18 protein-coding genes and 1 riboswitch are annotated in these 25,412 nt (G+C 42.1%); of the genes, 9 read left to right on the top strand and 9 right to left on the bottom strand.

Features of this window, described 5'->3' with window-relative positions:
- The first annotated feature begins 9 nt into the window (after positions 1–9).
- The 3 genes from ridA (at position 10) to recG (ending at position 3,324) form a co-directional block, all read left to right on the top strand.
- The gene (ridA, locus tag ACSLUH_RS07875; protein ID WP_448565761.1) at positions 10–399 is read left to right on the top strand and encodes a deaminase RidA; all 390 of its coding nucleotides are present in this window, start codon (positions 10–12) and stop codon (positions 397–399) included.
- A gap of 93 nt (positions 400–492) precedes the next feature.
- Positions 493–1,200 (top strand): tRNA (guanosine(18)-2'-O)-methyltransferase TrmH, encoded by a 708-nt coding sequence (gene trmH / locus ACSLUH_RS07870; RefSeq protein ID WP_448565760.1) that lies wholly within the window; start codon positions 493–495, stop codon positions 1,198–1,200.
- 27 nt (positions 1,201–1,227) lie between these two features.
- A complete protein-coding gene (gene recG / locus ACSLUH_RS07865) occupies positions 1,228–3,324 on the top strand; it encodes an ATP-dependent DNA helicase RecG (protein ID WP_448565759.1) in 2,097 nt (698 codons plus the stop codon).
- Here the strand turns inward: recG and ACSLUH_RS07860 are convergent.
- Positions 3,321–6,284 carry an immune inhibitor A domain-containing protein gene (locus ACSLUH_RS07860; RefSeq protein WP_448565758.1) on the bottom strand — a complete coding sequence of 988 codons (2,964 nt, stop codon included), beginning with the start codon at positions 6,282–6,284 and terminating at the stop codon, positions 3,321–3,323. The two genes, recG and ACSLUH_RS07860, sit on opposite strands and share 4 nt — an antisense overlap.
- A 374-nt stretch (positions 6,285–6,658) precedes the next feature.
- Between ACSLUH_RS07860 and ubiE the strand changes: the two genes are divergently transcribed.
- Genes ubiE through ubiB form a run of 3 tightly spaced genes read left to right on the top strand, consistent with a single transcriptional unit; the run spans position 6,659 to position 9,644 of the window.
- Complete coding sequence (gene ubiE, locus ACSLUH_RS07855) at positions 6,659–7,447, top strand: bifunctional demethylmenaquinone methyltransferase/2-methoxy-6-polyprenyl-1,4-benzoquinol methylase UbiE (protein ID WP_448566032.1); 789 nt, start codon at positions 6,659–6,661, stop codon at positions 7,445–7,447.
- A gap of 2 nt (positions 7,448–7,449) precedes the next feature.
- The gene (locus tag ACSLUH_RS07850) at positions 7,450–8,085 is read left to right on the top strand and encodes a ubiquinone biosynthesis accessory factor UbiJ (protein ID WP_448565757.1); all 636 of its coding nucleotides are present in this window, start codon (positions 7,450–7,452) and stop codon (positions 8,083–8,085) included.
- A complete protein-coding gene (gene ubiB, locus ACSLUH_RS07845; protein ID WP_448565756.1) occupies positions 8,082–9,644 on the top strand; it encodes a ubiquinone biosynthesis regulatory protein kinase UbiB in 1,563 nt (520 codons plus the stop codon). The genes ACSLUH_RS07850 and ubiB overlap by 4 nt, the downstream gene beginning before the upstream one ends.
- A gap of 16 nt (positions 9,645–9,660) precedes the next feature.
- Here the strand turns inward: ubiB and ACSLUH_RS07840 are convergent, their stop codons facing one another.
- Positions 9,661–11,703 (bottom strand): TonB-dependent receptor plug domain-containing protein, encoded by a 2,043-nt coding sequence (locus tag ACSLUH_RS07840; protein WP_448565755.1) that lies wholly within the window; start codon positions 11,701–11,703, stop codon positions 9,661–9,663.
- A 232-nt stretch (positions 11,704–11,935) separates the two neighbouring features.
- Here ACSLUH_RS07840 and ACSLUH_RS07835 point away from each other — a divergent pair, with 232 nt between their 5' ends.
- On the top strand, positions 11,936–13,927 hold the full coding sequence (locus tag ACSLUH_RS07835; RefSeq protein ID WP_448565754.1) for a M3 family metallopeptidase: 1,992 nt from the start codon (positions 11,936–11,938) through the stop codon (positions 13,925–13,927).
- Positions 13,928–13,992: 65 nt separating this feature from the next.
- Here ACSLUH_RS07835 and ACSLUH_RS07830 read toward each other — a convergent pair whose 3' ends face one another.
- The 7 genes from ACSLUH_RS07830 to rep form a co-directional block, all read right to left on the bottom strand.
- Positions 13,993–14,739, bottom strand: coding sequence for a HesA/MoeB/ThiF family protein (locus ACSLUH_RS07830; RefSeq protein ID WP_448565753.1), 747 nt, complete (start codon positions 14,737–14,739; stop codon positions 13,993–13,995).
- Positions 14,727–16,265 carry a thiamine phosphate synthase gene (gene thiE / locus ACSLUH_RS07825; RefSeq protein WP_448565752.1) on the bottom strand — a complete coding sequence of 513 codons (1,539 nt, stop codon included), beginning with the start codon at positions 16,263–16,265 and terminating at the stop codon, positions 14,727–14,729. Before thiE ends, ACSLUH_RS07830 begins: the two co-directional genes overlap by 13 nt.
- An 8-nt stretch (positions 16,266–16,273) precedes the next feature.
- Positions 16,274–17,095, bottom strand: coding sequence for a thiazole synthase (locus ACSLUH_RS07820; RefSeq protein WP_448565751.1), 822 nt, complete (start codon positions 17,093–17,095; stop codon positions 16,274–16,276).
- A gap of 5 nt (positions 17,096–17,100) precedes the next feature.
- Positions 17,101–17,295: a sulfur carrier protein ThiS gene (gene thiS / locus ACSLUH_RS07815; RefSeq protein ID WP_448565750.1), complete on the bottom strand. Its 195-nt coding sequence runs from the start codon at positions 17,293–17,295 to the stop codon at positions 17,101–17,103.
- Positions 17,292–18,425: an FAD-dependent oxidoreductase gene (locus ACSLUH_RS07810; RefSeq protein WP_448565749.1), complete on the bottom strand. Its 1,134-nt coding sequence runs from the start codon at positions 18,423–18,425 to the stop codon at positions 17,292–17,294. Before ACSLUH_RS07810 ends, thiS begins: the two co-directional genes overlap by 4 nt.
- A gap of 10 nt (positions 18,426–18,435) precedes the next feature.
- Positions 18,436–20,367 carry a phosphomethylpyrimidine synthase ThiC gene (thiC, locus tag ACSLUH_RS07805; RefSeq protein ID WP_448565748.1) on the bottom strand — a complete coding sequence of 644 codons (1,932 nt, stop codon included), beginning with the start codon at positions 20,365–20,367 and terminating at the stop codon, positions 18,436–18,438.
- A gap of 64 nt (positions 20,368–20,431) precedes the next feature.
- A riboswitch (TPP riboswitch) is annotated at positions 20,432–20,532 on the bottom strand.
- 54 nt (positions 20,533–20,586) lie between these two features.
- Entirely contained in the window at positions 20,587–22,611 is a 2,025-nt protein-coding gene (gene rep, locus ACSLUH_RS07800) for a DNA helicase Rep (protein WP_448565747.1), read from the bottom strand.
- A gap of 110 nt (positions 22,612–22,721) precedes the next feature.
- Here rep and ubiK point away from each other — a divergent pair, with 110 nt between their 5' ends.
- Positions 22,722–22,973, top strand: coding sequence for a ubiquinone biosynthesis accessory factor UbiK (gene ubiK, locus ACSLUH_RS07795; protein ID WP_448565746.1), 252 nt, complete (start codon positions 22,722–22,724; stop codon positions 22,971–22,973).
- Between the two features lie 48 nt (positions 22,974–23,021).
- Positions 23,022–25,373 (top strand): EAL domain-containing protein, encoded by a 2,352-nt coding sequence (locus ACSLUH_RS07790; RefSeq protein ID WP_448565745.1) that lies wholly within the window; start codon positions 23,022–23,024, stop codon positions 25,371–25,373.
- Positions 25,374–25,412 lie beyond the last annotated feature (39 nt).

The raw sequence follows: 25,412 nt of genomic DNA, 5'->3' as shown, positions 1-25,412 counted from the left end.
TATACAAAGATGAAAACCATTATTAATACAGATAAAGCACCTAGCGCCATCGGAACTTATAGCCAAGCGGTAAAAGTAAGAAACACTGTTTACTTATCTGGACAAATCCCTTTAGTACCTGAAACCATGGAAGTCATTTCGGGCGACTTTGCAGCTCAAGCAGAGCAAGTATTTAAAAATCTTGTTGCCGTTTGTACAGCTGCTGGCGGCGAGATTAATGATATGGTTAAAGTGAACATTTTCATGACTGACCTGTCAAATTTTGCCACTGTCAATGAAATCATGAGCAAGTATTTTAGCGAGCCATATCCAGCGCGCGCAGCAATTCAGGTTTCTAAATTACCCAAAGATGTTGAAATTGAAATAGATGGCGTGATGGAATTACCAAACGTTAGTTAACATCTATACTTGAACCAGTGTAGAGCGTGATGTTCTTGGCCATCACGGCTCTACTTAAACCCTCGTAAACCTGCCAAGGATAAGCGAAACAAGATGACTCCAGAAAGATTACAGCGTATCAACGCCATGTTAGATATGCGTCAGCCAGATCTCACTGTATGCATGGAAGGCGTGCATAAAAACCATAACTTAGCTGCGGTTGTTCGTACCGCCGATGCAATTGGTATTAGCGATGTCCACGCCGTTTGGAAAAATGAAAAGATGCGTGTATCAGGTGGCAGCGCTGCCGGTAGTCAAAATTGGATTGACGTTCACAATTACAACAATACCGAAGATGCCATCGCTAAACTTAAAGCGCAAAATATGCAAGTTTTAGTAACCAATTTATCTGATACTGCTGTTGATTTTAGAGAAATTGATTATACCAAGCCAACAGCCATTATTCTTGGGCAAGAAAAGTTTGGTGCCTCAGAAACCGCTTTAAAACTAGCCGATCAAGATATTATTATTCCTATGGTCGGGATGGTGCAGTCGTTAAATGTTTCTGTTGCTTGTTCGGTTGTTCTATACGAAGCGCAAAGACAACGACAACTTGCTGGACTCTATGATACCCCGAGAATCAGTGAACAGCGCCGCCAACGCTTTTTATTTGAAGGTGGTCACCCTATCTTCGCCAAAGCCTGCAAACGCAAAGGACTCCCATATCCCCATATTGACGAGCAAGGCCAAATCGTAGCCTCTGAAGAATGGTGGCAAAAAATGCAAATGAATAAAGAAACATGGCAAGATATTGATGATTAGTTAACAACCTTACAAGGAAATATCGACGTGCAACGTCAGTCAGGGCTTGGAAATTTAGCACATATCGCCATTACAACACTTAAAGGTGTTGGTCCTAGTATGGCAAATAAGCTGGAAAAGCTAGGATTGCACTCGTTGCAAGATTTATTGTTTCATCTACCTCTTCGTTATGAAGATAGAACTCGCATTACAACGATAAGGGATTGTTTGCCCGGTATATTTACCAATATCATAGGTGAAATCACTCAAAATCAAATCATCCATGGCAAGCGCCGTATGATGCTAGTAACGGTGAATGACGGCACGGGCATCATCAATTTACGCTTCTTTCAGTTTTCTGCTAATCAGCGTAATGGCCTTGCTATTGGCATGACCATACGTTGTTATGGAGAGATTACCCGAGGGGCTAGGTCTTTAGAAATTATTCACCCTGAATACAAGCCTTTAGAAGACGATGTTGCTCTTACCCCTGTCGAAGAAACCTTAACGCCAGTCTATCCAACCACGGATGGCCTGAGGCAAATTTCACTTCGTAACTTAACTGAGCAAGCACTAACTCGTTTGCAACGAGGTGATGTCGAAGAGCTATTGCCAAGTGGGTTTATTCCTGAAGGCTATTCATTGAAACAAGCACTCGCTTTGCTGCACCGTCCACCGCCTGATACTTCGGTGAGCTTATTAGAGCAAGGCAAACATCCGGCACAGCAGCGCTTGATCAGGGAAGAGCTAATGGCTCATAACTTAAGCATGCTTAAATTGCGCGAGAGCAGTGATGTTCATCAAGCCGTTTCATTGACCATTAACCCAACATTGGAAAGTCAGTTTTTAGCGTCACTGCCATTCTCGCCCACCAATGCACAATCCCGCGTGGTTAGCGAAATTCGCCACGACATGATGAAAAACCATCCGATGATGCGCTTAGTCCAAGGTGATGTTGGTTCAGGAAAAACACTGGTAGCAGCACTAGCAGCCTTGACCGCGATTAGCCAAGGTTATCAAGTCGCATTAATGGCACCGACAGAAATACTTGCAGAACAACATGCCATCAACTTTCAAAAGTGGTTCGAGCCTTTAAATATAACCGTCAGTTGGCTCGCTGGTAAAACCAAAACCAAGGCAAGAAGACTTGCCCTTGAAGCCCTTGCCAAGGGTGATACCCAACTACTCGTCGGCACTCACGCACTCTTTCAAGAGCAAGTCGTTTTTAATCGACTGGCGCTAATTATCATTGATGAGCAGCATCGCTTTGGCGTCCATCAACGCCTCTCCCTTAGAGAAAAAGGCGCGTTTGATGGACATTATCCTCACCAGTTAATCATGACAGCAACACCTATTCCCAGAACGCTGGCGATGACGGCATATGCTGACCTAGATACCTCAATTATTGATGAGTTACCCCCAGGAAGAACCCCGATACAAACTGTCGCTTTGCCCGATACGCGAAGAGATGAAGTGATTGCGAGAATACATTCAAGTTGTATCACCGAAAATCGTCAAGCTTATTGGGTTTGTACGCTAATAGAAGAATCAGAAGTACTGCAATGCCAAGCCGCTGAAGATACTGCGCTCTATTTACAGCAACACCTGCCTGAATTACGTATCGGTCTTGTCCATGGCAGAATGAAAGCCGATGAAAAACAAGCCATTATGGAAAAATTTAAGCAAGGAGAGCTTCACTTGTTGGTGGCAACAACTGTGATTGAAGTAGGTGTTGACGTGCCGAACGCCAGCTTAATGGTGATCGAAAACCCTGAGCGTTTAGGGCTTGCGCAACTGCACCAATTGCGTGGACGTGTTGGTCGAGGGTCAGTCGCCTCTCATTGCGTGTTGATGTATAAATCACCGTTATCGAAAACGGCAATAAAGCGATTAGCGGTGCTAAGAGAAAGTAATGACGGCTTCGTTATCGCCCAAAAAGATCTCGAAATCAGAGGCCCTGGAGAACTACTCGGCACAAAACAAACTGGTCTAGCAGATTTAAAAGTGGCTGATTTAGTGCGAGATGCGCAGCTTATCCCAGAGATCCAACAGCAGGCTTATATCCTTTGGAAGCAATATCCAGAAAACGCCACCGCATTAATAGCGCGGTGGCTTCCGAATAAAGAGCAATACAGCCAAGTTTAAACGCTTTTAACGGCGCTTAACTGTCTTCGCATTATTCCAATCAATACCAGTGACGTTAACGCGAATATACCCAAACCACCACCACTAGAGCTTTTGCTAGTTTGAGTCGTTTTTGCACTTGAAACCGTGACGCTAATAGACGTTTGCACTGATTCACCTGCGCCATCACTCACCTCTAGTGTTATCGTATACGTACCTGCTTGGCTATAGGTATGATTAGCATTCGCCGTTTGTGCTGTTGTACCATCGCCAAAATCCCAAAGATAATTATAATTACCATCACCACCAGACGGTGTTGATTGGACGCTAATCGCTAAATTGTTTACCGTCCTTGAAATAGAAGCGCTTAACGGTTCAACAACCTCAACCGAGTTTGTAAAGGTGAAACGTTGCTCTGTGGCATCAGTTACGATTAATTGCACGTTATAGCTGCCTGTCGCACTGAAGGTATGAGTCGGTGCAGCTTCTGTTGAAGAATTACCGTCGCCAAAATTCCACTGATAACTAAATTCACCAAAACCACCAATTAAGTTAGCACCGAAACTCACCGATAAGCCGTCAGCTTCACTACTAAAATCACCAGTAATCGGCTGACCTACGGTAACCGATTGTGAAATTGTTTGGCTACCTTCCTCGGTAACATAGTTAACTATTATTGTATAAAGGCCAGCTTCACTATAGGTATGAGAAACTGTCTCACCGATCAGCTCAGTTCCATCACCCATATTCCAGGTAATCTCTGTACCATCGATCAAACTAGGGGCCTCTAAAGCAACCACAACTTGCAACCCCGTTTGCGTCACTTTTACATCACTTACCGATTGCTTACTCAGGACAATGCTTGCCGTTGCACTATCGCTCGCTTGACTTACAACCTCCATCATTACGCCCAATTTAGGCAAAATAATCCCAGATGCTGGCTGTTGCGGAGATGAATAATCATCTTGATCAGAAAACAATGGGTTAGCGGTTAAATGATTATCACCTGAAAATGGCGATTGGTCGTATAAACTAAATGTGGCGTCACGCACCTGAAAGAACGTATCTTGAGAGGTAATTAATTGTTGATCGGCATCAACAACACCGATAAAGACTTCTCCAGGGTGAATATTTACCTGGTTATCGTCAACGTTTTCATCGCGATACCAAAGCAATACACCCGGCTCATAGAAGTCGTCCTCGAGCTTGGCATCAGTGCCGCTGTAATTACGCAACTGAGCGTAGTAATGATGTGGCTTGCCATCGGCAGTATCAGAGACACGGCTAAAGCCAGCTAACGTCACTTCATTTTCAGCTTCACCACCACTGGTAAACAAAACCGTGCCGTTGGCGGTTAACGCAATATCATCGACAAAAAATCCTTGCTCAAGTACATATTCATCAGTTTTATAACGAACGTCAATGGTTACCTCTTGACCAAGGTAATCTGCAAGGCTAAAACTTAAATCGACCCAGTGCAATTCGCCATACGCTTGCTCAATATCCGCCGAATTACCCGAAATAAAGTTAGTCACTTCTGGGCGCTCGGTATTGTTAGTTTTGGTATGATTGCCAGCAATAGCGTCGCCGTTAACAAGAATTTGAACATAATCCCAATCTAGCTCAATATTCCAACGCGCGGTCATAGTCAGTGTCGCCTGTTGTGCTGGCAAGGTAAGTGCAAAAGATAAGCGATTATCTTTGAGGTTTTCACGACCAGAATAATATTGATAAGCGCCCGTTTTAGGTGCGCCAACGCTAACCTGTTTATTGGGCAGTAATATTTTGACCTGATTGATGCCATCTTGATGGTTATTAGCCGCCACCAAGTTTATTGTTTCACTATTGAGAGCTTGTAAATCAACCTCATACTGGTTGATCCAATTACCTAAATAAGTTTGCTGTAAAAAATCTCGGGCATAGCTGCTAAATGTTGCCGGACTAGAACCGCCAGGGGTGCCTAGCCAACTGCCAGAAGCCATTACTGACCAGTTTGCAACAGGTGAACCGTATTGACCGGAAGCGGTATCATATTCATCTGGTAACCCTAAATCATGACCAAATTCATGAACAACAACACCTGTGCGCGAATTGATAGGGTTAATGGTGTAACCCCACACCTTATAATCGGTATCGTTAATTTGCACAGCTTGATTAGCAACGGCAGAACGATGCGCCCAGATAGCATCTTCACCTAAACTACCACCGCCAGCTTCTTCACCAATACTGGCATGAAAGACCATCACATGATCAATAATACCGTCAGGTTCATTTAAATTACCATCTTGATCTAGGTCATAAGGGTCCTTTAGGTCATACTCGGCAAGATCAATATTAAACTCGGTAACCGCTTTATTAATGGCTTCTATTACCAATTCACCAGGCCTAATATCATCATCGTTACTATCAGGGTCATTTTCACCATAATACGCTGCGTTGTTATCAGCTGTTACCCAACCATAAGCTTGTCCAGTAAGGAAAAACGTACCTCCAGATTCTTGTTGGTAATACTCATAAGCCGAAATGCCCTCTGGCCAATCATGCGAAAAAACCAAATTATTATAATGTTGTTGGGAGGTATCTTGATTGCCAATATCAGCATTTTCATCATGTTTCAGGTCGCTAAAATCAACCATAACTGCCAGTACTTTCACTGTCGTATCAACAGCTTTACTCTTTGCATCGAAACTCACTGACTTGTTAACAAGGTTTTTATTTGCCCGTCGTTTTGCTTTGACCTTGGCGACATCAGCTTGGTGGCCAAACTGCTTCTTACCTAAATATTGCTCTAGTGCACGCTGCTTCTCTACATCAGTGGCATGTTGAGCAAGCTCTCCTCGTTTAACAAGCCAATACAAAATTTGCTCTTTGTTAATCACACCTATATCTGCACTTGCCTTGAAGTGCTGCTCAGGTAAATCTATGGCATTTGCTATACTGCAAAATAGCAATGATAGACAGCCTAGCCATGTTACTTTCATAAGTTCCCCTTATAACGTTGAGATTGCTGAAACATCTCTCGTAAAATTAACCAACGACTTTATCCATTTGAGGCGAAGATATCTCAGCCGTTGTTTTCCCGAGGCAAACAGCACTTATTCTATTTTAGTTTTATCTTTATCTAGTGGCGAATTTTTAACAAAATTGTCTCGTTCTTGTGTAACCCATCAGCAGTAGGCGCCCAAACATCGCCCACTGCCAGGCCACAATACCTTAGGCTTGGTACTGTTGTTAAAATTTTGTTACCTAAGTATACCCAGATAAAATTGAAATGCCTAATATCTGTTGATGTCTATTAATTAATAATAAAAAATGCGCTAGACTAGCGCCAACCTTGATAGAGAAGATTATCGTGATGACCGAGCAAAACCAAAGCGCAACACCTCCCCAACAAACCACAGAATCCGAAACTACACATTTCGGCTTTAAAACGGTAGATAAGCGGGAAAAAGAATCTAAGGTTGCTGATGTATTTCATTCTGTAGCACAACAATACGATATCATGAACGATTTAATGTCGTTCGGCATACACCGACTTTGGAAGCGATTCACCATCGATGCGAGCGGCGTTAGACCAGGCAATAAAGTGTTAGATCTCGCCGGTGGTACAGGTGACTTAACCGCACGATTTTCCCAACTTGTGGGTAAAGATGGCAAGGTTATCTTAGCGGATATCAATAGCTCAATGCTTAACGTTGGTCGCGACAAATTGCGTGATAAAGGGCTTGTCCAAAATATCGAGTACGTTCAAGCCAATGCCCAATACTTACCTTTTGAAGATAACACTTTTGATATCGTTACCATCGCCTTTGGGTTGCGAAATGTTACCGATAAAGACATGGCACTTAGCTCAATTTACCGTGTACTTAAACCTGGCGGACGGTTACTTGTGCTTGAGTTTTCAAAACCAGAGCATGAGGTACTCAATAAAGCCTACGACTTCTATTCATTTAATATCTTACCTAAAATGGGTGAATTAGTCGCAAAAGACAGCGATAGTTATCAGTATCTAGCAGAATCAATTCGCATGCACCCTGATCAAGAAACATTGAAACAGATGATGAACGAAGCGGGCTTTGAACAAACGACTTACAAAAACTTAACTGGCGGCATCGTTGCACTCCACAAAGGTTATAAATTTTAACCATGACGTTATTCATGCCTCAACAAGGTCTAACATCAGCCATTGAGCTGATCATTGATTTAGCGCTTAGTAAAAGTCACGACAGCGTTAAAATGATCAATAATCTTGAGCAACAGACACTAGCAGTTGAACTCAAAGAGTTAAAATTTCCGCTGGTGTTTACCGTTACCAATAACAAAGTTTTAGTCACTGGCAATACCACACTTGCCGACTGCACCGTCACAACAACACTGACGCTATTAAAGCAGCTGCAATCGGATAACGCGCTAACCGAAGCGATAAAGTCAAATCAATTAGATGTTGTCGGTGATTTGAAGGTTGCACAACGCTTTGCCGCTTTAGCAGAGTCATTTTCTATTGATTGGCAAAGTGAACTAGCAAACTATATCGGTGATGTTGCTACCTATAAAGTCTCTCTACTAGCTGCAAGTCTTTGGAAAAAAGCAAATTTTGTCCATCAACAAATAAAGGCTGACGCCAGTGAGTGGCTTGTTCACGAAAAGCAACTGGCGATCACCAATTGTGAATATCAACTTTTTGCTGCAAACGTAACAGATAACCGAAAACAAACGGATGCATTGTCTGAGCGAATCTTAATTTTAGAACAACGACTCAATCAACAACGAGGTTCTGTGTGAGCACAAAAAGAGTTTACAAAATCATTAAAACCTTTCTTCAATATGGTTTAGACGACTTAGTGCCTCGCCAACGCTTACCTTGGTACATTAAAGCGATTAGAATGAGTTTGTTTTGGCTGCGAAATCAACATAAAGACAAAAACGCCGCTCAACGTTTTAGATTAGCGATAGAATCTCTGGGACCTGTCTTTATTAAATTTGGTCAAATGCTGTCAACTCGCCGCGATTTACTGCCTGAAGATTTCGCCAGAGAGTTAAGTCTATTGCAGGATCAAGTACCAGCATTTTCTGGAAGCCAAGCTCAGCAAATGATAGTTGAAGCCATTGGTGAACAAACCTTTAATCAAGTTTTTCAGTCGTTTGATACCGAGCCTATGGCCTCGGCATCAATTGCCCAAGTTCACAGTGCTCGTCTTTTACAGCAAGAGCAATATATAGATGTTGTTATTAAAGTACTAAGACCCGGAATCGAAAAGGTCATCAAGGCCGATCTTAAAGTGATGAATCGCTTAGCAGGTGCTGTTTCTAAATGGGTGCCCGATGGCAAACGCCTGCGTCCTAAAGAAGTGGTTGCTGAATACAGTAAAACCATCCTTGATGAACTCGATTTAAATCGTGAAGCCGCCAACGCAATACAACTCAAACGAAATTTTTCGCAAGGAAAAGCGATCGACAAAGTACTTTATGTTCCTGAAATTTACAGTGAGTATAGTCATAAAAATGTCTTAGTGATGGAGCGGATCTATGGCGTTGGTGTTGGCGAAATCGCAACGTTAACCGAGCAGGGTGTTGACATGAAGCTACTTGCAGAACGTGGTGTTGACGTATTTTTCACACAAGTCTTTCGCGATAGTTTTTTTCATGCTGACATGCACCCAGGCAATGTTTTTGTCAACACTGAAAACCCTAAAGATCCTACTTGGATAGCGATAGACTGCGGTATTGTTGGCACCCTCAATCGCGAAGATAAACGTTATTTAGCAGAAAACTTTGTCGCATTTTTCAATCGCGATTATCGAAAAGTAGCACAACTGCATGTCGACTCTGGCTGGGTACCACAAGATACCAATGTTGATGAGTTTGAATTTGCTATTCGCACCGTCTGTGAGCCTATATTTAATAAACCACTCGCGGAAATTTCATTTGGCCAAGTTTTGGTAAATTTATTTAATACCGCTCGACGCTTTAATATGGAAGTACAACCTCAACTCGTACTTTTACAGAAAACCCTGTTATACATAGAAGGTTTAGGCCGCCAGTTATACCCGCAACTCGATCTATGGCAAACCGCTAAACCCTATTTAGAAAATTGGGTTAAAGAGCAAATGGGTATCAAAGCAGTGCTTAAACAAGTCAAAGATAATTTACCGTTTTGGAATGAAAAACTGCCGGAAATACCCGACTTAGTCTACGAATATTTAAAAGGAGACAAGCAACTTGCTCAACAGAAATCCCACTTTAATGCCCTATATCAACAGCAGCAATATCAACATAAAAAATTAATCAGAACGCTGTGGCTAATCGGTGGAGCAATTGTCGCTGCTATTGTACTGGCTTAAACCGCTTGCTTTAACATTACCAGTGCCAGGTTAATTGGGCAGTAATTTGTCGACCTCGAGCCGGAACGCCTTGTTCTGTGCCCGCCGCTTCATTATAGCCGAGATAGTATTTATCAAAGAGGTTATCTATGCTCAAAGATACCTCAATGTCTTGACTCCACCCATAAACCAGATGCATTTTTGCTAACCAATAGCTAGATAACGATATAGCTTCATTGTCAAACGTCGCTTCGCGAGAAACCACACTACTATGGTAAATAGCGCTAATGCTAGCCTGCCACGCCTCTTGTTGATATTTTAATGCCAAGGCAGCCATTGAGCGTGCCGAACCAAGCCGCTTAAATCGTTCTGCTGTTGAAGCGTTAGCACTGAATGACCAAGCTGCTGACAGCTTGGCTTTTAAATCAAGCTCCCACCCAGATAAGATTAACGATCCAAAATTTTGCGGTTGAAAACTAGAAAAGCCCCTAACGATATCATCAACAAGCACATTCTCAATTATCTCGGCAAAGTCAGAGTAGTAGTACGTTAAGCTCCACTCAATGTCTTGGTATTCTTGTTGCCAAATCAAATCGACGGTTTTCACCGTTTCTGGTTTCAGATTACTATTACCAATAAAGCCAGTAGCTATCAGTGCATTCAACTCATAAAGAGATGGGGCTCGAAACGCTTCCCCATAGAGCGCTTTAAACGTCATATCTTGGTTTGCTTGATAAACAAACGCTCCTCTCATACTGATATGATTACCGACATCACTATAATCATCATAATGAGCACCAAGCGTGATTTTCCATTGCTGATTGAGTTGGTAATGTTGTTGAAGATACGCTGATTGGATATTGCGACTAACTTCAGGGACTAAAGGTTGATAACTGCCGAACCACCAGACCCCACGAGTATACCCTGCTTCTCTTCGCGGCAAGAATATAAAACCTAGACTATCTCGATTGGCCTGTGCTTGCCAATTACCTTGAAAATCAATGGTATCAGTTTGCTCTTTTCGATATTCAAGGCCAAACAGCATTGAAGCTTGTTCAGTCTGCTGCCAAGAGGTATTTAACGTTACCCGTTTGGCTTCAACCTCACGATAGTTGCCTCCGATATAGTCAACGGTCGAATCATCAGACCAAATGCTTTGGCTAATACCTTCTGGAGCAACCACTAATATTGCCGATTGCTCACTCTTTGTTTGTTCCAAATTAAAGTTAAAATTCAGAGTATCAAATAAGACACCTTGATAGCCCAACTGATAAAATTCACTGTTAACATCCTGATTATTTATTCCATTACCTTGTGATTGCCAGACAAAATCTTCACTTCGTCGATGGTGCAGTCCGGCTTTAACGTACCATTCGTTGTAGCCACTTGTTAAATAAACATAATGACCACTGCGCGGGTCTTGTGTAGATTCTTGAATACCAAAAAAATCAAAAAAGGGAGAATAATCATCACCTTGGTCATCAAAAATCCCCGCATTAACCCCAATAAAACCTTGCTGTCCTTGATGATGATAACTAAGGTTAGCACCTATTCGATTAAAGCTGCCCACATTCGCGCTAAGCTTCTTTCCGTCGCTTCGGGAAGTTAACGAAATAACGCCATTGTATGCATTGCTGCCGTACATTGCTGAGCCTGGTCCTTTAATGACTTCGACTTTTTCAATGGATGCTAAATCAATATATTGAAAGGCTATGAAGGCGCTTGCTGAAACGGGGTCGTTTAATCGCATACCATCAAGCAACACCAGTATGTCATTATTATTCGCATGACGACCACGAAAGCTTATTTTTGACTGATATCCTGCTCGACTGTACTGAACACCTGATACATAGTTTAAAAGCGTTTCGAGTGTCGTTAATCCTAATATATCAAACTCTTGCCGAGTCATGACGGTAACGCTTGAGGGAGCCTGTCTAAGTGTTTCATCATAACGGCTCGATACGCTGACTTTGACTTCTAATAGATCCTCAATCGAAAGCGCTAATAAGTCGTCGTTATTAGCACATACTGACGATGACAAAACAAATAGCGGTATCAGTGACGTTAGCCGTTTGTACATTGAGTTGTGGCCTTTATGGCAACCAGTTTTAATAAACATTATAGCATTTCATCGAATAACGTCGGCATCAGCAAGTAAAATAGATAAGGGTGTTGATATACATCAACTGCTCGTCCACTATTTAATAGGCTGCTCCTACGTTTTGTTACATTTTTGTGCAAATTATAATAGACTTCACAAATTCTAAAAAATTACAATCTGTTTACATTATAACGATAAAGGTCCTCTCAACATGCGAAAGAAAACATTCTCTTTAACGCTAGTGGCAACTTTGCTAACGACAACGGCATTTGCTAATGATAAATCGCCCGCAATAATCACTAGTGGCATTAACGTCAATTTAACCGCACAGCAAATAACCTCTACTTGTGAGAAGGTGCTAGATAGTGCTCATCAACAATTTACCACTTTGGAGCAACAAACAGGGCCAGCAACGCTAGAACGTGTTGTTGGGGAATATGAAGCAATAATGGATGGCTTAGCGCCGATCAGTCACGTTTGGTACTTTAAAGCAGTTCATCCAAGTGATGACATTCGCGATGCCTCGACCCAATGTAGCGAAAAAGCTTCTGAGTTTTACACCCGTGTTGGTCTATCTAAAGATTATTATCAACGTCTAGCCGCTATTGATTTAAATCGCTTAAACGCTGTTGAAAAACACATGATTAATGAAAGCCTGACCAATTATCAACGTGCAGGGGTAGACCGCAGCGAAGCCGTTAGAAAGCAGATCACTGACTTACAAAAAGAAATCACTTCGATTGGTAATGAATTTAGTAAAAATATTCGTGAAGACGTCCGCTATGTTGATGCGACAATAGAGCAACTAGCAGGCTTGCCTGAAGACTACATCGCGGCGCGTCCTGCCGATGAAAATGGCATCATCAAAATTAGTACTGATTATCCAGATTTGTACCCAGTGATGACTTATGGTGAGAGTGACGATTTGCGTAAAAAGTTGCGAATAGCTTCTCGTGCTCGTGGCTACCCGCAAAATGCTGAAGTATTAAACAAGTTGATTGCTAAACGTGATGAGTTAGCCAAATTACTGGGTTATGAAAATCATGCTGCGTTAAGCATGGCACCAAAAATGATTGCCAATCCAGACAATGCTGAAAAATTTTTAGCACGTATCGGTGGCGCACTTGAGCAACCGGTTGAAAAGGAGCTCGACGTGCTACTTAAACGTTTGCAAAAAATTGATCCAAGCGCTCAGCAAGTACAAGTATGGCAAGCGAGTTACTTAATGAACTTGATCCGTCAAGAAGACTACGCTGTTGATTCAAAAGAAGTGCGTCAGTACTTTAACTATGACAACGTTCGCGACGGTATCTTTGGCCTCACCGAAGATTTATTCGGAGTGACTATTCGACCGTGGAAAACCGAAACGTGGCATGAAGACGTTGAAAGCTTTGAAATGTTAGAAGATGGTAAATTAATTGGCCGTTTCTACATGGATAACCACCCGCGTAAAAACAAATACAAACACGCGGCACATTGGACGATTCGCACGGGCTTAAAAGATAAACAAATTCCAGTGTCGGCATTGGCGCAAAACTTCCCTAATGGCCTAATGGAGCATAGCCAAGTAGAAACCTTCCTACATGAATTTGGTCATTTGCTACACAATATGTTTTCTGGAAATCAGAAATGGTATGGCGTGGCTGGCATGAGCATGGAACGTGATTTTGTTGAAGCCCCATCGCAAATGCTGGAAGAATGGATTTGGGATTACAATACCTTGAAAAACTTCGCTCGTAACGAAAAAGGCGAAGTTATTCCAAAATCATTAGTCGAAAAAATGAACAAAGCACGTGATTTTGGTCAAGCTACTGCCACGGCAACTCAAGTTTATTATGCTAACTTAGCATTGAGCTATTACAGTCAAGATCCCGATAAACTCGACCTCGAAAAAACCATGGTGGCGTTGGAAAATCAATATGCTCCATACCCTTTTGTTGAAGGCACGCATTTTTACGCTAACTTTGGTCACTTGTATGGGTATTCTTCAGACTATTACACTTATCAATGGTCTTTAGCCATTGCCACTGACTTATTCTCGCGTTTCGATAAAGAAGGCATGCGCAATAAGGCCGTTGCTAAAGAATATCGAGAAAAAGTCTTAGGAGCAGCAGGTAGTAAGCCAGCCGCAGAGTTTGTCGCCGATTTCTTAAAGCGCGACTTTACTCCAGATACCTATATCAACAAGCTTAAATCGCTTTAAGTTATCACGATATAAAGAGCCAGCAATTGCTGGCTTTTTATCATCAAACCAATCTTCTGATACCACTAACCACAGCAGCAACACTGACTATTTTTGACCACTTTAAACGGTGTTAACGACATCTGCCAACCATCAAACAATAACAATTGATTGAGGCCTGCCTTATCACCTAACAACAACCGCAACGCGGCGGTTGCTTGCATCGTGCCAATCACGCCAACAATGGAGCTAAGCACCCCTAAATCACGACATGACGATTCTTGCTCTTTAATCTCAGGCAACCAACATTGATAACACGGTGATTGCTGTTCGCTAAAATCTAAGCTCAGCAGTTGTCCTTGAACACCAATAGCGGAACCACTCACTAACTTAAGCTTCATTTGCCTACATTGACGATTAATAAAGGCTCGGGTCGTTAAGTTGTCAGAACAATCGATCACAATATCAACGCCACTAAATGACAATGCTGACCATACTTGGCTTACCTCTTGATCGAAAGCATTGATCTTTAAGTGCGGATTTAAGCGCGTTAGCGCCTTTTCCGCGCAGTGAACTTTCGATAAGCCAATATCTTTATCCTTAAATAATAATTGCCTTGATAAATTGCTCAGTTCAACCGTGTCGTGGTCAATCAAGGTTAGTTCGCCGATACCTGCTGCAGCAAGATACTGTGCAGCAGAGCACCCTAGGCCTCCTACACCGACAATGACAATATGGCTTTGCTTAAAGCACAACTGTCCTTGCTCTCCCAGCTGAGGCAGCATTAATTGGCGGCTATAACGGATAAACTCTTTATCGGTTAATACTGACATAGCGTTTTCTCAAAACACTTGATCACAGTTTCAGGTGAAGCGGCTTGGGTGATGGCACTCACCACGGCAACCGCATCAACGCCGGTACTAAGTACCTGTTCAACATTGGTCAAATTGATACCACCAATGGCAACAATTGGCGTGTTATCATTAAGTTGTACCAACCTTGTCAGTGTTTCAATACCTTGTATTTGTCCACTCATATCTTTGGTACAAGTGGGAAAAATCGCCCCAATCGCAAGATAGGATGGCTTAAACTGTTGTGCATGTAAAAGCTCATAAACCCCGTGAGTACTGATCCCTAAACGTAACCCTGCTTGGCTTATCTGCTTTAGATCTGCTTTTTTAAGATCTTCTTGACCAAGATGAACACCAAAAGCACCATGTTCTATTGCCAGTTGCCAATAATCATTGATAAACAGACACGCTTGGTATTGCTTACCCAAATCAACCGCATCGGCAATGGCTTGATTAAGTGCTTGCCCATGCAAGTTTTTTTCTCGATATTGCACTAACTTAACGCCCGCTTTTAATACACGAGTTAACCATTCAATCGAGTCAACTACCGGATAAAGCAACTTTCCAGATAATTCGAGTGGCAAAAACTGATCACAGAAATTAAAGCGCTGATCAACAGATTGCTGACTACTTTGCCACGCTAGGCGAGAACTTAATCGGCTACCATCAACTAATACTTGTGGAAAATATTGTCGTTTACTAGGCCACGCCCCTTGAACTACACCATGCAAACTGTATTGATATGCCGCTTTATTATCTAAGGCTTGGCTAATATATGCTTTTGCTAGTGTCACAGAATCTCGTAATAAATGACCTTGCGCTAAAAAGGCACTTAGTGCTGATGCATAAGTGCAGCCAGTGCCTCGCTGACTAACCTGATCTCGTCGCTTAGCACAGAGCCAGAATTCTTCAAGCGCGCTGGTGGTAAAGTCAACACAATGATCTTCAACAATATCTAAATGCCCACCTTTAACCGAAACACTGGCAACGCCGAGATCTAATAGCTTTTCGGTCGCGTCAGCGAGACATTGCCAAGACAAAATATAGACCCCGGAAAGCGCTTGCAGTTCTTCGATGTTAGGCGTCAAAACGTCGACAATCGGTAACAAATATTGTTTGATTGCCGCTACGGTATCGTCTTCAGTTAAATGGTCTCCACTCGTGGCAACAGCCACAGGGTCAAAAACCACCATCGGCGATATTGGCCAGTTCTGTTTATATTCCGCTAATTTTTTGGCAATAGTAATCACCTGCTCACTATTGGCTAGTAAACCGATCTTAATCACCGCCGCTTGCGCAGTTGCTGACAACGCATCTAGCTGGCTGTTAATCACGCTGTTAGTCATTGGGTTAATCGCTAATACTCCGTCATTATTTTGTGCGGTCACGGCAGTGATCACTGTGCAACTTTGCACCTCAAGACGATGTAACGTTTTAACATCGGCCTGAATTCCAGCACAAGCTGAGCAATCAGAGCCTGCAATTGTCCATACAATGGGCTTTATCATCACTGACCTCATGTTGTTTGATGCCAAAACGGCATACCTAACTCAGGAGTACTTGGCGAGGCCACTTGTTTTGCCGGCATTGCGCCTGCTAAATAGCCCTGCCTACCCGCCTGACATGCATGTGCAAACGCCTTTGCCATTGTGATTGGGTCGTTGGCTCGTGCTATCGCAGTATTTAACAAAATGCCATCATAACCAAGTTCAAAAGCTTGCACTGCATGCGATGGTAACCCAATACCTGCATCAATGATCAAGGTTGTTTGCGGCAAACGATGACGAATAGTTTCAAGGGCAGCAGGGTTATTAAGCCCTTGACCTGTTCCAATGGGCGCTCCCCACGGCATAATGACTTCACAGCCGACATCAACCAGCCGACGACATATAACCAAATCGTCGGTGCAATAAGGGAGCACTTTAAAGCCATCTTTAATCAGCTGCTCAGCTGCACTAACCAAGTGCATGGTATCCGGTTGTAAATTGTAATCATCAGCAATGAGTTCAAGCTTTATCCAATCGGTTTGAAACAACTCTCGTGACATCTTGGCAATATTGACCACTTCTTTAATTTGATAGCAACCAGCGGTATTGGGGAGTAACTTAAGACCTAATGATTGAATCTCACGCCAGAAATCTTCACCACCTTGACTTTGAGGCGCTTGGCGCCTTAACGACACCGTGACGATTTGGCTGCCACTTTGCTGTATCGCTTCTTTCATTACTGACAGTGATGGATACAAAGCACTGCCTATCAGTAATCGGTTGGTAAATGTTTCACCATAAATAGTGAGTGGTTTATCGAGATTCATTTTATCAATATTTTCTTCATTCATAACAACTACCCGCCAAAAATAGGCGAAACAATATCAATTAAATCGCCCTCTTTTAGTAAGGTTTTTTGATAATCCGCTTGGGCAACAAACTCTCCATTTATCGCAATTGCAAATGGTGCTTTGGCATTAAACTGACAGATAACATCAACCAACTGCTGACTGGCAACTGTTAGTTTTTTGCCGTTAACAATGACTATCATGGTAAAACCTCCTGTCTAACTAAGCGTTTATCTAAGGTGGTGATCGCACCAAAGCATTGATATAACGCATGCTCAGCAACTAAGCCATGCTGCTGCAGCATCAGCAATAATTGTTCAAGTAAATAGGGTGCTAATAAATATCCATGCCGGTACAAACCATTAACCTGTATTTGTTGTTGGTATTGATATATTCGAGGTTTGTGATGGTAAAAGGTTGGCCTAAGCCCTGTTTGCATGGCAATAACGTTGGCTTGCGCAAACCCCGAATGAATGCTGTAAGCGGCGCTCATCAGTTCCATCGCCGACTGCATAGTAATCGCGCTGTCATCATGTGATTCAATCTCAGTAGCACCAATAACATAGTGATGCTGACCTTTGGGGACAATATAAATCGGATACCTTGGATGCATCACCCGAATTGGACGGTTGAGGTTTACCTCTGGTGCAAAAACGCGGATCACTTCGCCTCGGATCCCCCTTAATCCTTGCTGTTGTTCTAGCAACTCGTTTTTTGCGCCTAAACCGCGACAATCAATAAGCCAATCGCAATTTTTTTGATTTTCCAACGATACTTGCTGAAATTTAGCTAACTTAAAGGTAGACTTTTCAGTTATTTCAATTCGACTTGCCCTCAGCAATTGCTCACTTTGTAAATAAAGCTGCTGATTATCAATATGTGCTTCACCGGGCAAAAACAGCCCTTGTTGAAATTTGGTGCTAAGCTCTGGCTCCAATTGATGGAGCTGACTTGCATCAAGATGACAATAATCAAGACCACTTTGTGGTCGCAACCGTTGGATAAAATGGCTAAGATCAGCGCTATCTTGTCGGTGGGCTATCACCAGTGACCCCTGTTGCCAACAACTGACATTTAAGCTCAAATAGGCTAATAGTTTGGGCCAAAGTTCTAAAGTTCTAGCCCCCATCGCAACAAGCGTATCATCCATGGAGACGGATTCAGCAAGAGGAGCGACCATACCAGCAGCAATGCGGCCTGTTGCTTTAGCATCACTTAAGCTATGTTTTTCAAGTAGCACGATAGTTAATTGTTGATCAACATCACTTTTTTCAAGTAACAACGCCAATAATCGTCCCAGTAAACCCGCACCGACAATAACCACTTTTGTCATCTTGCGCTCCTTACGGTACCTGATGGTAAAGTTCACTACCTTGTTCGACAAACTCTTGTGACTTTTGCTCAAGACCTCGTTGTTGCGCTTCAAATTCAGCTTGAATATCGACCATCTTGATATCGATAGCTTGCTGCTCGGTTTGTTTAGCGTAATCTCGAACCTCTTGGCTTATTTTCATTGAACAAAACTTCGGCCCACACATCGAACAAAAATGTGCGATTTTACCCGACTCTTGTGGCAAAGTTTCATCATGAAATTCTCTCGCGCGCTCTGGGTCTAACCCTAGATTAAATTGATCGTACCAGCGAAATTCAAAACGCGCCTTCGATAGCGCATTGTCCCTAATTTGTGCTCCCGGATGCCCTTTCGCAAGGTCTCCCGCATGTGCCGCAATTTTATAAGTGATCAGCCCTTCTTTGACATCGTGTTTATTAGGTAAACCTAAATGCTCTTTTGGGGTGACATAACAGAGCATCGCACAGCCATACCAGCCAATATTAGCGGCGCCAATCGCCGAGGTAATATGATCATAACCCGGTGCGATATCGGTGGTCAGCGGGCCAAGTGTATAAAAAGGCGCTTCATCGCAATGTTTGAGTTGCTCGTCCATGTTGGCTTTGATCATATGCAATGGCACATGCCCAGGGCCTTCTATCATCACCTGAACATCGTATTGCCAGGCGATTTTAGTTAACTCTCCTAATGTGCGCAATTCACTAAACTGGGCTTCATCATTGGCATCAGCCACCGAACCTGGACGCAGGCCATCGCCTAAAGAAAAAGAAACGTCGTATTGCTGACAAATTTGGCAAATTTCTTCAAAGTGGGTATAAAGAAAGTTTTCTTGATGATGCGCTAAACACCATTTCGCCATAATCGAGCCACCACGTGATACGATTCCTGTCACTCGTTTAGCCGTCATCGGGATATAACGCAGTAAAACTCCTGCATGAATGGTAAAGTAATCAACACCTTGTTCGGCCTGCTCAATGAGAGTATCTCTAAATATCTCCCAAGTAAGGTTTTCAGCAACACCATTGACCTTTTCTAATGCTTGATAGATAGGTACCGTGCCAATAGGTACGGGTGAATTTCGTATGATCCATTCTCGCGTTTCATGAATATAACGACCGGTTGATAAATCCATCACCGTATCGGCGCCCCATAGTGTTGACCACACTAGCTTTTCAACTTCTTCTTCAATTGACGAAGAAACAGAGGAATTACCTATATTGGCATTTACTTTAATAAGAAAATTACGACCAATGATCATTGGTTCAGCTTCTGGGTGGTTAATATTGGCGGGAATAATTGCCCTTCCTGCTGCAACTTCTTGACGAACAAACTCAGCGGTTATTTGCGCGGGGATGCTAGCACCAAAACTCTGGCCTGGATGTTGAGTGCTGAGCGCTTTTGATACTTGCTCACGCTTTAAATTTTCACGAATTGCGATGTATTCCATCTCTGGGGTGATAATACCCTGACGAGCATAATGCATTTGCGTTACATTGCTGCCAGCTTTTGCTCTTCTCACTAACGGGGTATGTTCGAAACGAATGTGATCAAGCCCCTCATCGGCTAAACGCTTTTGACTAAAGCTTGAACTTGAATGGCTTAGTTGCTCAGTATCACCGCGCCGCTCAATCCAATTACTGCGTAGCTTAGGCAAGCCTTGCTTTACATTAATTTCCATTTGAGGATCGGTATAAACACCCGATGTATCATAGACAACCACAGGCTCATTAGCTTGGTATTGTGGATTATCTTTATCGCCACCGATGAGGGTATCGCTTTGTGCAATTGCTCTCATCCCCACTTTAATTGGATGCAGCACTCCGTCGATATAGATTTTCTCTGAATTAGGAAATCGATAATTGTTGCTGTCGCTTAAAAATTGTTGCGCGGCTTCTCGCGCTTCTTTACGTGATAACGTGGTCATATTCAGCCTTTCGATGGTTAACCAAAACTAACAGTCAAAAGACGGAGTGTAGATCTCAGGTAGGGTGGTGCTTTACCTTGTTTCCTTCGCAGATATTAGTCTGAATCAGGTTCTACGGATCCCGCATAATGCGATCTCAGCCAAAAGGCACTCCGACAAGTTCACGCTATGGTAATCGATAAACTATTAAAATATCAAGAAATATTCTAAAAGCTCTCGTTAGGAGCTAGGTTTGTTTTTTAACAGTTCACGTAAGTTAGCAACACCCACCTTGGCAACAGCTTGCTTCTTTTCTTGGCTTTGAGGCGTCTGAGTTAATTCCCAAGATAAATCATCTTGTGGTAACTCATATAGAAAGCGACTCACTTCAGTACGGGCGATTTCACCAAATTGACGACGTTCGCGCGCATAGGTAAAAATAAGTTCCCGTTGCGCTCGAGTTATGCCGACATAAGCCAAGCGACGCTCTTCTTCAACATTTCCTTCGTCAATACTGGTTTGGTGAGGCAACAAACCTTCTTCCATACCAATTAAAAATACATAAGGAAACTCTAGACCCTTCGATGCATGCAACGTCATTAACTGCACTTGATCAGCATTTTCTTCTTCTTCACTTCGCTCCATCATATCGCGCAGCGTTAACCGAGTAACCACTTGCGCTAGGGTCATCGGCTCTTCATCTTCATTGCCTTCAAGCATTTGGGTTACCCAACTAAAAAGCTCGGTAATGTTCTTCATCCGCATTTCTGCGGCTTTAGCACTTGGAGATGTATCATAAAGCCAATCTTCATAATTCATTTCTCGCACCATTGAGCGCAAAACAGCACTGGTATCACCGCGCTCAGCATTGTCTGCCATTTCAACCAACCAACGGGTGAAGTTTTGAACATGCAATAACGCGCGACCGGTTAAATACTGCTCTAGACCCAATTCAAAGCTAGCAGCAAACATACTGATTTGACGCATATTGGCGTAACTACCCAACTTTTCGAGAGTAGCGGGGCCAATTTCACGACGTGGCACATTAACAATACGCAAAAAAGCATTATCATCATCTGGGTTCACTAATACGCGCAAATAAGCCATCATATCTTTAATCTCGGCGCGCGAGAAAAAGGATGTTCCACCACTAATTTTGTAGGGAATTCGGTTAGTCATCAGTGCTTTTTCAAGCAAACGCGATTGATGATTGCCTCGGTATAGAATGGCGTAGTTTCTAAACTGACTTTTGTTTAAGAATCGATGACCGATCAACTCTCCTACGACTCGCTCAACTTCATGCTCTTCGTTTTTAGTTTGCACAACCCGTAGCTCGACACCGTAATTTAGTTCACTAAATAATGCTTTGTCATAAACGTGGGGATTATTGGCGATTAACACGTTCGCACATTTCAAAATACGGCCACTTGATCGATAATTCTGCTCTAACTTAATCAGCTTTAGTTCTGGATAATCCTGACCTAGTAGTACTAAGTTTTGTGGTTTAGCACCGCGCCAAGAGTAAATAGACTGATCATCATCACCAACCACGGTTAACAAACCTGCTTTACCAGTAATCAATTTAACGAGTTCATATTGACTAGAATTAGTATCTTGATATTCATCAACTAGCATATAACGTATTTTCTTACGCCAGCGCTCTCGAACGTCAGGAAAGTTTTTGAGTAACAATGTCGGTACTAAAATAAGATCATCGAAATCCAAGGCATTATAGGCTTTCATATGCTTTTGATAGCGCCCATAACACTCGGCGAATAAACGGGTATCTTGATCAGCAGCTTGTTTTATCGCTTGTTCGGGTAATAGCAAATCATTTTTCCAATTGGAAATCATCATTTGCAACTTACTGAGTAAGTCTTTATCACCATCAAACTCTTCTAGAGTAAGCTCTTTAAGCAAGGCTAAGGTATCTTGATCATCAAATAAGGTGAAACCCGGTTTATAGCCAAGTGTTTTGATCTCGCGACGCACAATATCCAATCCCAGCGAATGAAAAGTACAAACCGTTAAGCCGCGTGATTGATCTTTACCCAACATTTTGACAACACGTTCTTTCATCTCTCGTGCAGCTTTGTTGGTAAAAGTTACCGCTGCAATATTTCGAGCACTATAGCCGCACTTTTGAATCAAATAGGTAATTTTTTGACAAATAACCCCGGTCTTACCGCTACCTGCGCCGGCCAGTACAAGACATGGTCCAGTAACGTATTTTACCGCTTCGTTTTGTCTGGGATTTAACTTCATTAACACTGCATACTCAAAATAAGGGGTGGCAATTTTACCTTGTTTTAATCTTTGGCAAAACAGCTAAACGCGTTACAATGGTTATTATTATTAACTAGCGAGCTAAGCATATGATCAACAGTAAAAAGATAGAAGAAATTGCCAAACAAGTGACAGAAGCGATTCCTCCTGGTGTGCGCAATTTAGCCAACGATTTTGAAGAAAAAACGAAAACGGTCATTCAACGTAAATTAAGTGAATTAGATGTTATCTCGCGTGAAGAATTTGATGTTCAAACGCAAGTTTTGTTGAGAACTAGAGAGAAGTTAGCTGAGCTTGAAGCGAAAGTTGCTGCACTTGAAGAGAATTTAAAACAAGAATAAAAACAAACTGCTACACTTAAGTTACCTTGCCGTTAGCTATTGTCGTAGATGAAACATCAGCTCAGTAAACTTGAAACAGAAAACAATTATTTATCTATTGTTAGTGAGTTTGCCACTGATTTACTTAAGCTGAGCACAGTTGACGATGTCGTTTGGCACACGGCTCATAACGTCATTGCCAAGTTTGGTTTTGTCGACATCGTGATTTACTTACTCGATGAAAAACGCAAAATCCTTACTCAAGCCGCTGCTTTTGGTAATAAAAACCCTTCAGAGTATCAAATACTAGACCCGATCGAGATCCCCGTCGGTCAAGGTGTCGTCGGCCGCGTCGCAAAAACGTTAACTCCTGTCGTTATTCACAATACCTTAGATGAACCAGAGTATATTGTTGATGATCAGCGCCGATTATCCGAGCTGACAGTACCAATGATTTGCGATGGAGAGCTAATTGGGGTAATCGATTCAGAGCACCCAGATGCAAACTTTTATAATGACCAGCATCAGAGAGGATTAGTAGCTGTGGCATCGATTGCCGCCACTAAAATTGTGCAAGCCAATGCATTCAAACAACTGCAAAATACCGTCGAGAAACTCGAAAAAAGCCTAATGGTGCAAGACGTACTATTTGAGATATCAGAACTCATTTTTAGTTGCTCAACGTTGGAAAAATTCTATCAGCAACTGCATCAAAACATCGCGCGCCTAACACAAAGTAAAAATTTATTTATTGGCCTAGTAGACAATCATCAACAACGCATCAAATTGGTCTATTTTTCTGACGAAAAAGACCAAGGGCATGACTTTGAGTATTTACCCAAAGATTCAAGACAACTGACCATTACTGGGTTTGCGTTACAACAAGGTAAGCCTCTGCTGTTATATAAAAACGACATTAAACAGTTAATCAATGAAAAAAGCTTTATTTTGCATGGAACAATACCCACTGCATGGCTAGGAGTACCGTTTGGAGAAGGAGATCAACAAGGCATTGTTGTTACCCAAAGCTATTCCGATAATCAGCTGTTAAAGGAAGAAGATAAGCAGTTGTTATCTTTCGTCGCAAAATATATTCGTACCGCTATTGAACGAGCAAACAATCAGTCAGAGCTAAAGTTTTTGGCGTTACATGACCCACTAACACAACTACCTAATCGAACACTCTTTATCGAAAGAGTCAGTCATGCTCTCAATCAGGTTAAACGTGGAAAAAGTAGCGGCATCGCTATTTTATTCCTCGATGTTGATCGTTTTAAACAGATTAATGACAAACATGGCCATCACATTGGTGATCGGCTTTTAAAAAGTATTGGCGATAAAATTGCTAATAGTCTTAGGCAAGTCGATACGTTAGCAAGATTAAGTGGCGATGAATTCGCTATTTTGTTAGAAGATATCAAAAACGAAGACGAAATCCTTAAAACAGCAAATAAAGTCATAAACTCAGTTAGCGGCTCGTTACAAGTTGGTCGATTTCAACTAAACACCTCCGTCAGCATCGGTGTTGCTGCATGTCACAACGGCAAAACAAAGGCATTACAACTTATCAAACAAGCTGACGAAGCGATGTACCAGGCTAAACTGCGCGGCCGTAATCAGGTTTATTACCAACACGATCAAAACAGTTCGACAGACAGTTATAAAATTGAGTATGACTTTATCAAAGCACTGAAAAATGATGAACTTCTCTTGTTGTTACAGCCAATAGTAGAGATCTCAACAGGTTCAATCGTCGCAGCAGAATGTTTGATAAGGTGGCATCACCCGGAAATTGGTCTGGTACCTCCTGATATTTTTCTACCCGAAATAGAAAGAGCAGGCTACATGTGTAAGCTTGATTTATATGTTGTTGAAAAAGCGCTTGCACTATTAAAACAGTTTCAAAATACACTGCCCTGCAAGATAAATATTAATATAAATATTTCCAGTGAAGGATTCGTTTCACCTTTATTTATTAATACGCTCGAGAGAGTTAATAAAAACAACCCAGAAATTCTTAATCAGTTATGTTTAGAAATTACCGAACAAACCATCGTCGATAATGTTAAATTAGCAAGAGAACATATTAAAAAACTTAAAACGATGAACGTACGTCTCGCTTTAGATGACTTTGGTACTGGGTATTCTTCACTTAGCTATCTGCATCAATTTAGTTTTGATACCTTAAAAATAGACCGTTCTTTTATGAATAATACCGCCATGGAGAAGGGCAATATCATCTTACAAGCTATCGTCAATTTGGCGAAATCACTGCGCATCAAAACCGTTGGCGAGGGTGTAGAAACAACGGAGCAGTATCAACTTCTTCAAGAACTCGCATGTGATTATGCTCAAGGGTATTTAATATCGAAGCCTCTCAGCGTGGAAAATTTAGTCACTTTTATCAATAAAAATCACTAACAAAAAAAAAGCCCAGTGAATCACTGGGCATAATTGCTA

It is taken from the genome of Thalassotalea ganghwensis, from assembly GCF_053485795.1.
Note: the sequence above shows the minus strand (reverse complement) of the source record. Positions and strands in the feature narration are given on the sequence as shown.

Excerpts from the sequence above, each read along its gene's own strand:
- ridA (WP_448565761.1), top strand. The coding sequence starts at position 10 with ATGAAAACCATTATTAATACAGATAAAGCACCTAGCGCCATCGGAACT.
- trmH (WP_448565760.1), top strand. The coding sequence starts at position 493 with ATGACTCCAGAAAGATTACAGCGTATCAACGCCATGTTAGATATGCGT.
- ACSLUH_RS07860 (WP_448565758.1), bottom strand. The coding sequence starts at position 6,284 with ATGAAAGTAACATGGCTAGGCTGTCTATCATTGCTATTTTGCAGTATA.
- ubiE (WP_448566032.1), top strand. The coding sequence starts at position 6,659 with ATGACCGAGCAAAACCAAAGCGCAACACCTCCCCAACAAACCACAGAA.
- ACSLUH_RS07850 (WP_448565757.1), top strand. The coding sequence starts at position 7,450 with ATGACGTTATTCATGCCTCAACAAGGTCTAACATCAGCCATTGAGCTG.
- ACSLUH_RS07840 (WP_448565755.1), bottom strand. The coding sequence starts at position 11,703 with ATGTACAAACGGCTAACGTCACTGATACCGCTATTTGTTTTGTCATCG.
- ACSLUH_RS07835 (WP_448565754.1), top strand. The coding sequence starts at position 11,936 with ATGCGAAAGAAAACATTCTCTTTAACGCTAGTGGCAACTTTGCTAACG.
- ACSLUH_RS07830 (WP_448565753.1), bottom strand. The coding sequence starts at position 14,739 with ATGTCAGTATTAACCGATAAAGAGTTTATCCGTTATAGCCGCCAATTA.
- thiE (WP_448565752.1), bottom strand. The coding sequence starts at position 16,265 with ATGATAAAGCCCATTGTATGGACAATTGCAGGCTCTGATTGCTCAGCT.
- ACSLUH_RS07820 (WP_448565751.1), bottom strand. The coding sequence starts at position 17,095 with ATGAATGAAGAAAATATTGATAAAATGAATCTCGATAAACCACTCACT.
- thiS (WP_448565750.1), bottom strand. The coding sequence starts at position 17,295 with ATGATAGTCATTGTTAACGGCAAAAAACTAACAGTTGCCAGTCAGCAG.
- ACSLUH_RS07810 (WP_448565749.1), bottom strand. The coding sequence starts at position 18,425 with ATGACAAAAGTGGTTATTGTCGGTGCGGGTTTACTGGGACGATTATTG.
- thiC (WP_448565748.1), bottom strand. The coding sequence starts at position 20,367 with ATGACCACGTTATCACGTAAAGAAGCGCGAGAAGCCGCGCAACAATTT.
- rep (WP_448565747.1), bottom strand. The coding sequence starts at position 22,611 with ATGAAGTTAAATCCCAGACAAAACGAAGCGGTAAAATACGTTACTGGA.
- ubiK (WP_448565746.1), top strand. The coding sequence starts at position 22,722 with ATGATCAACAGTAAAAAGATAGAAGAAATTGCCAAACAAGTGACAGAA.
- ACSLUH_RS07790 (WP_448565745.1), top strand. The coding sequence starts at position 23,022 with ATGAAACATCAGCTCAGTAAACTTGAAACAGAAAACAATTATTTATCT.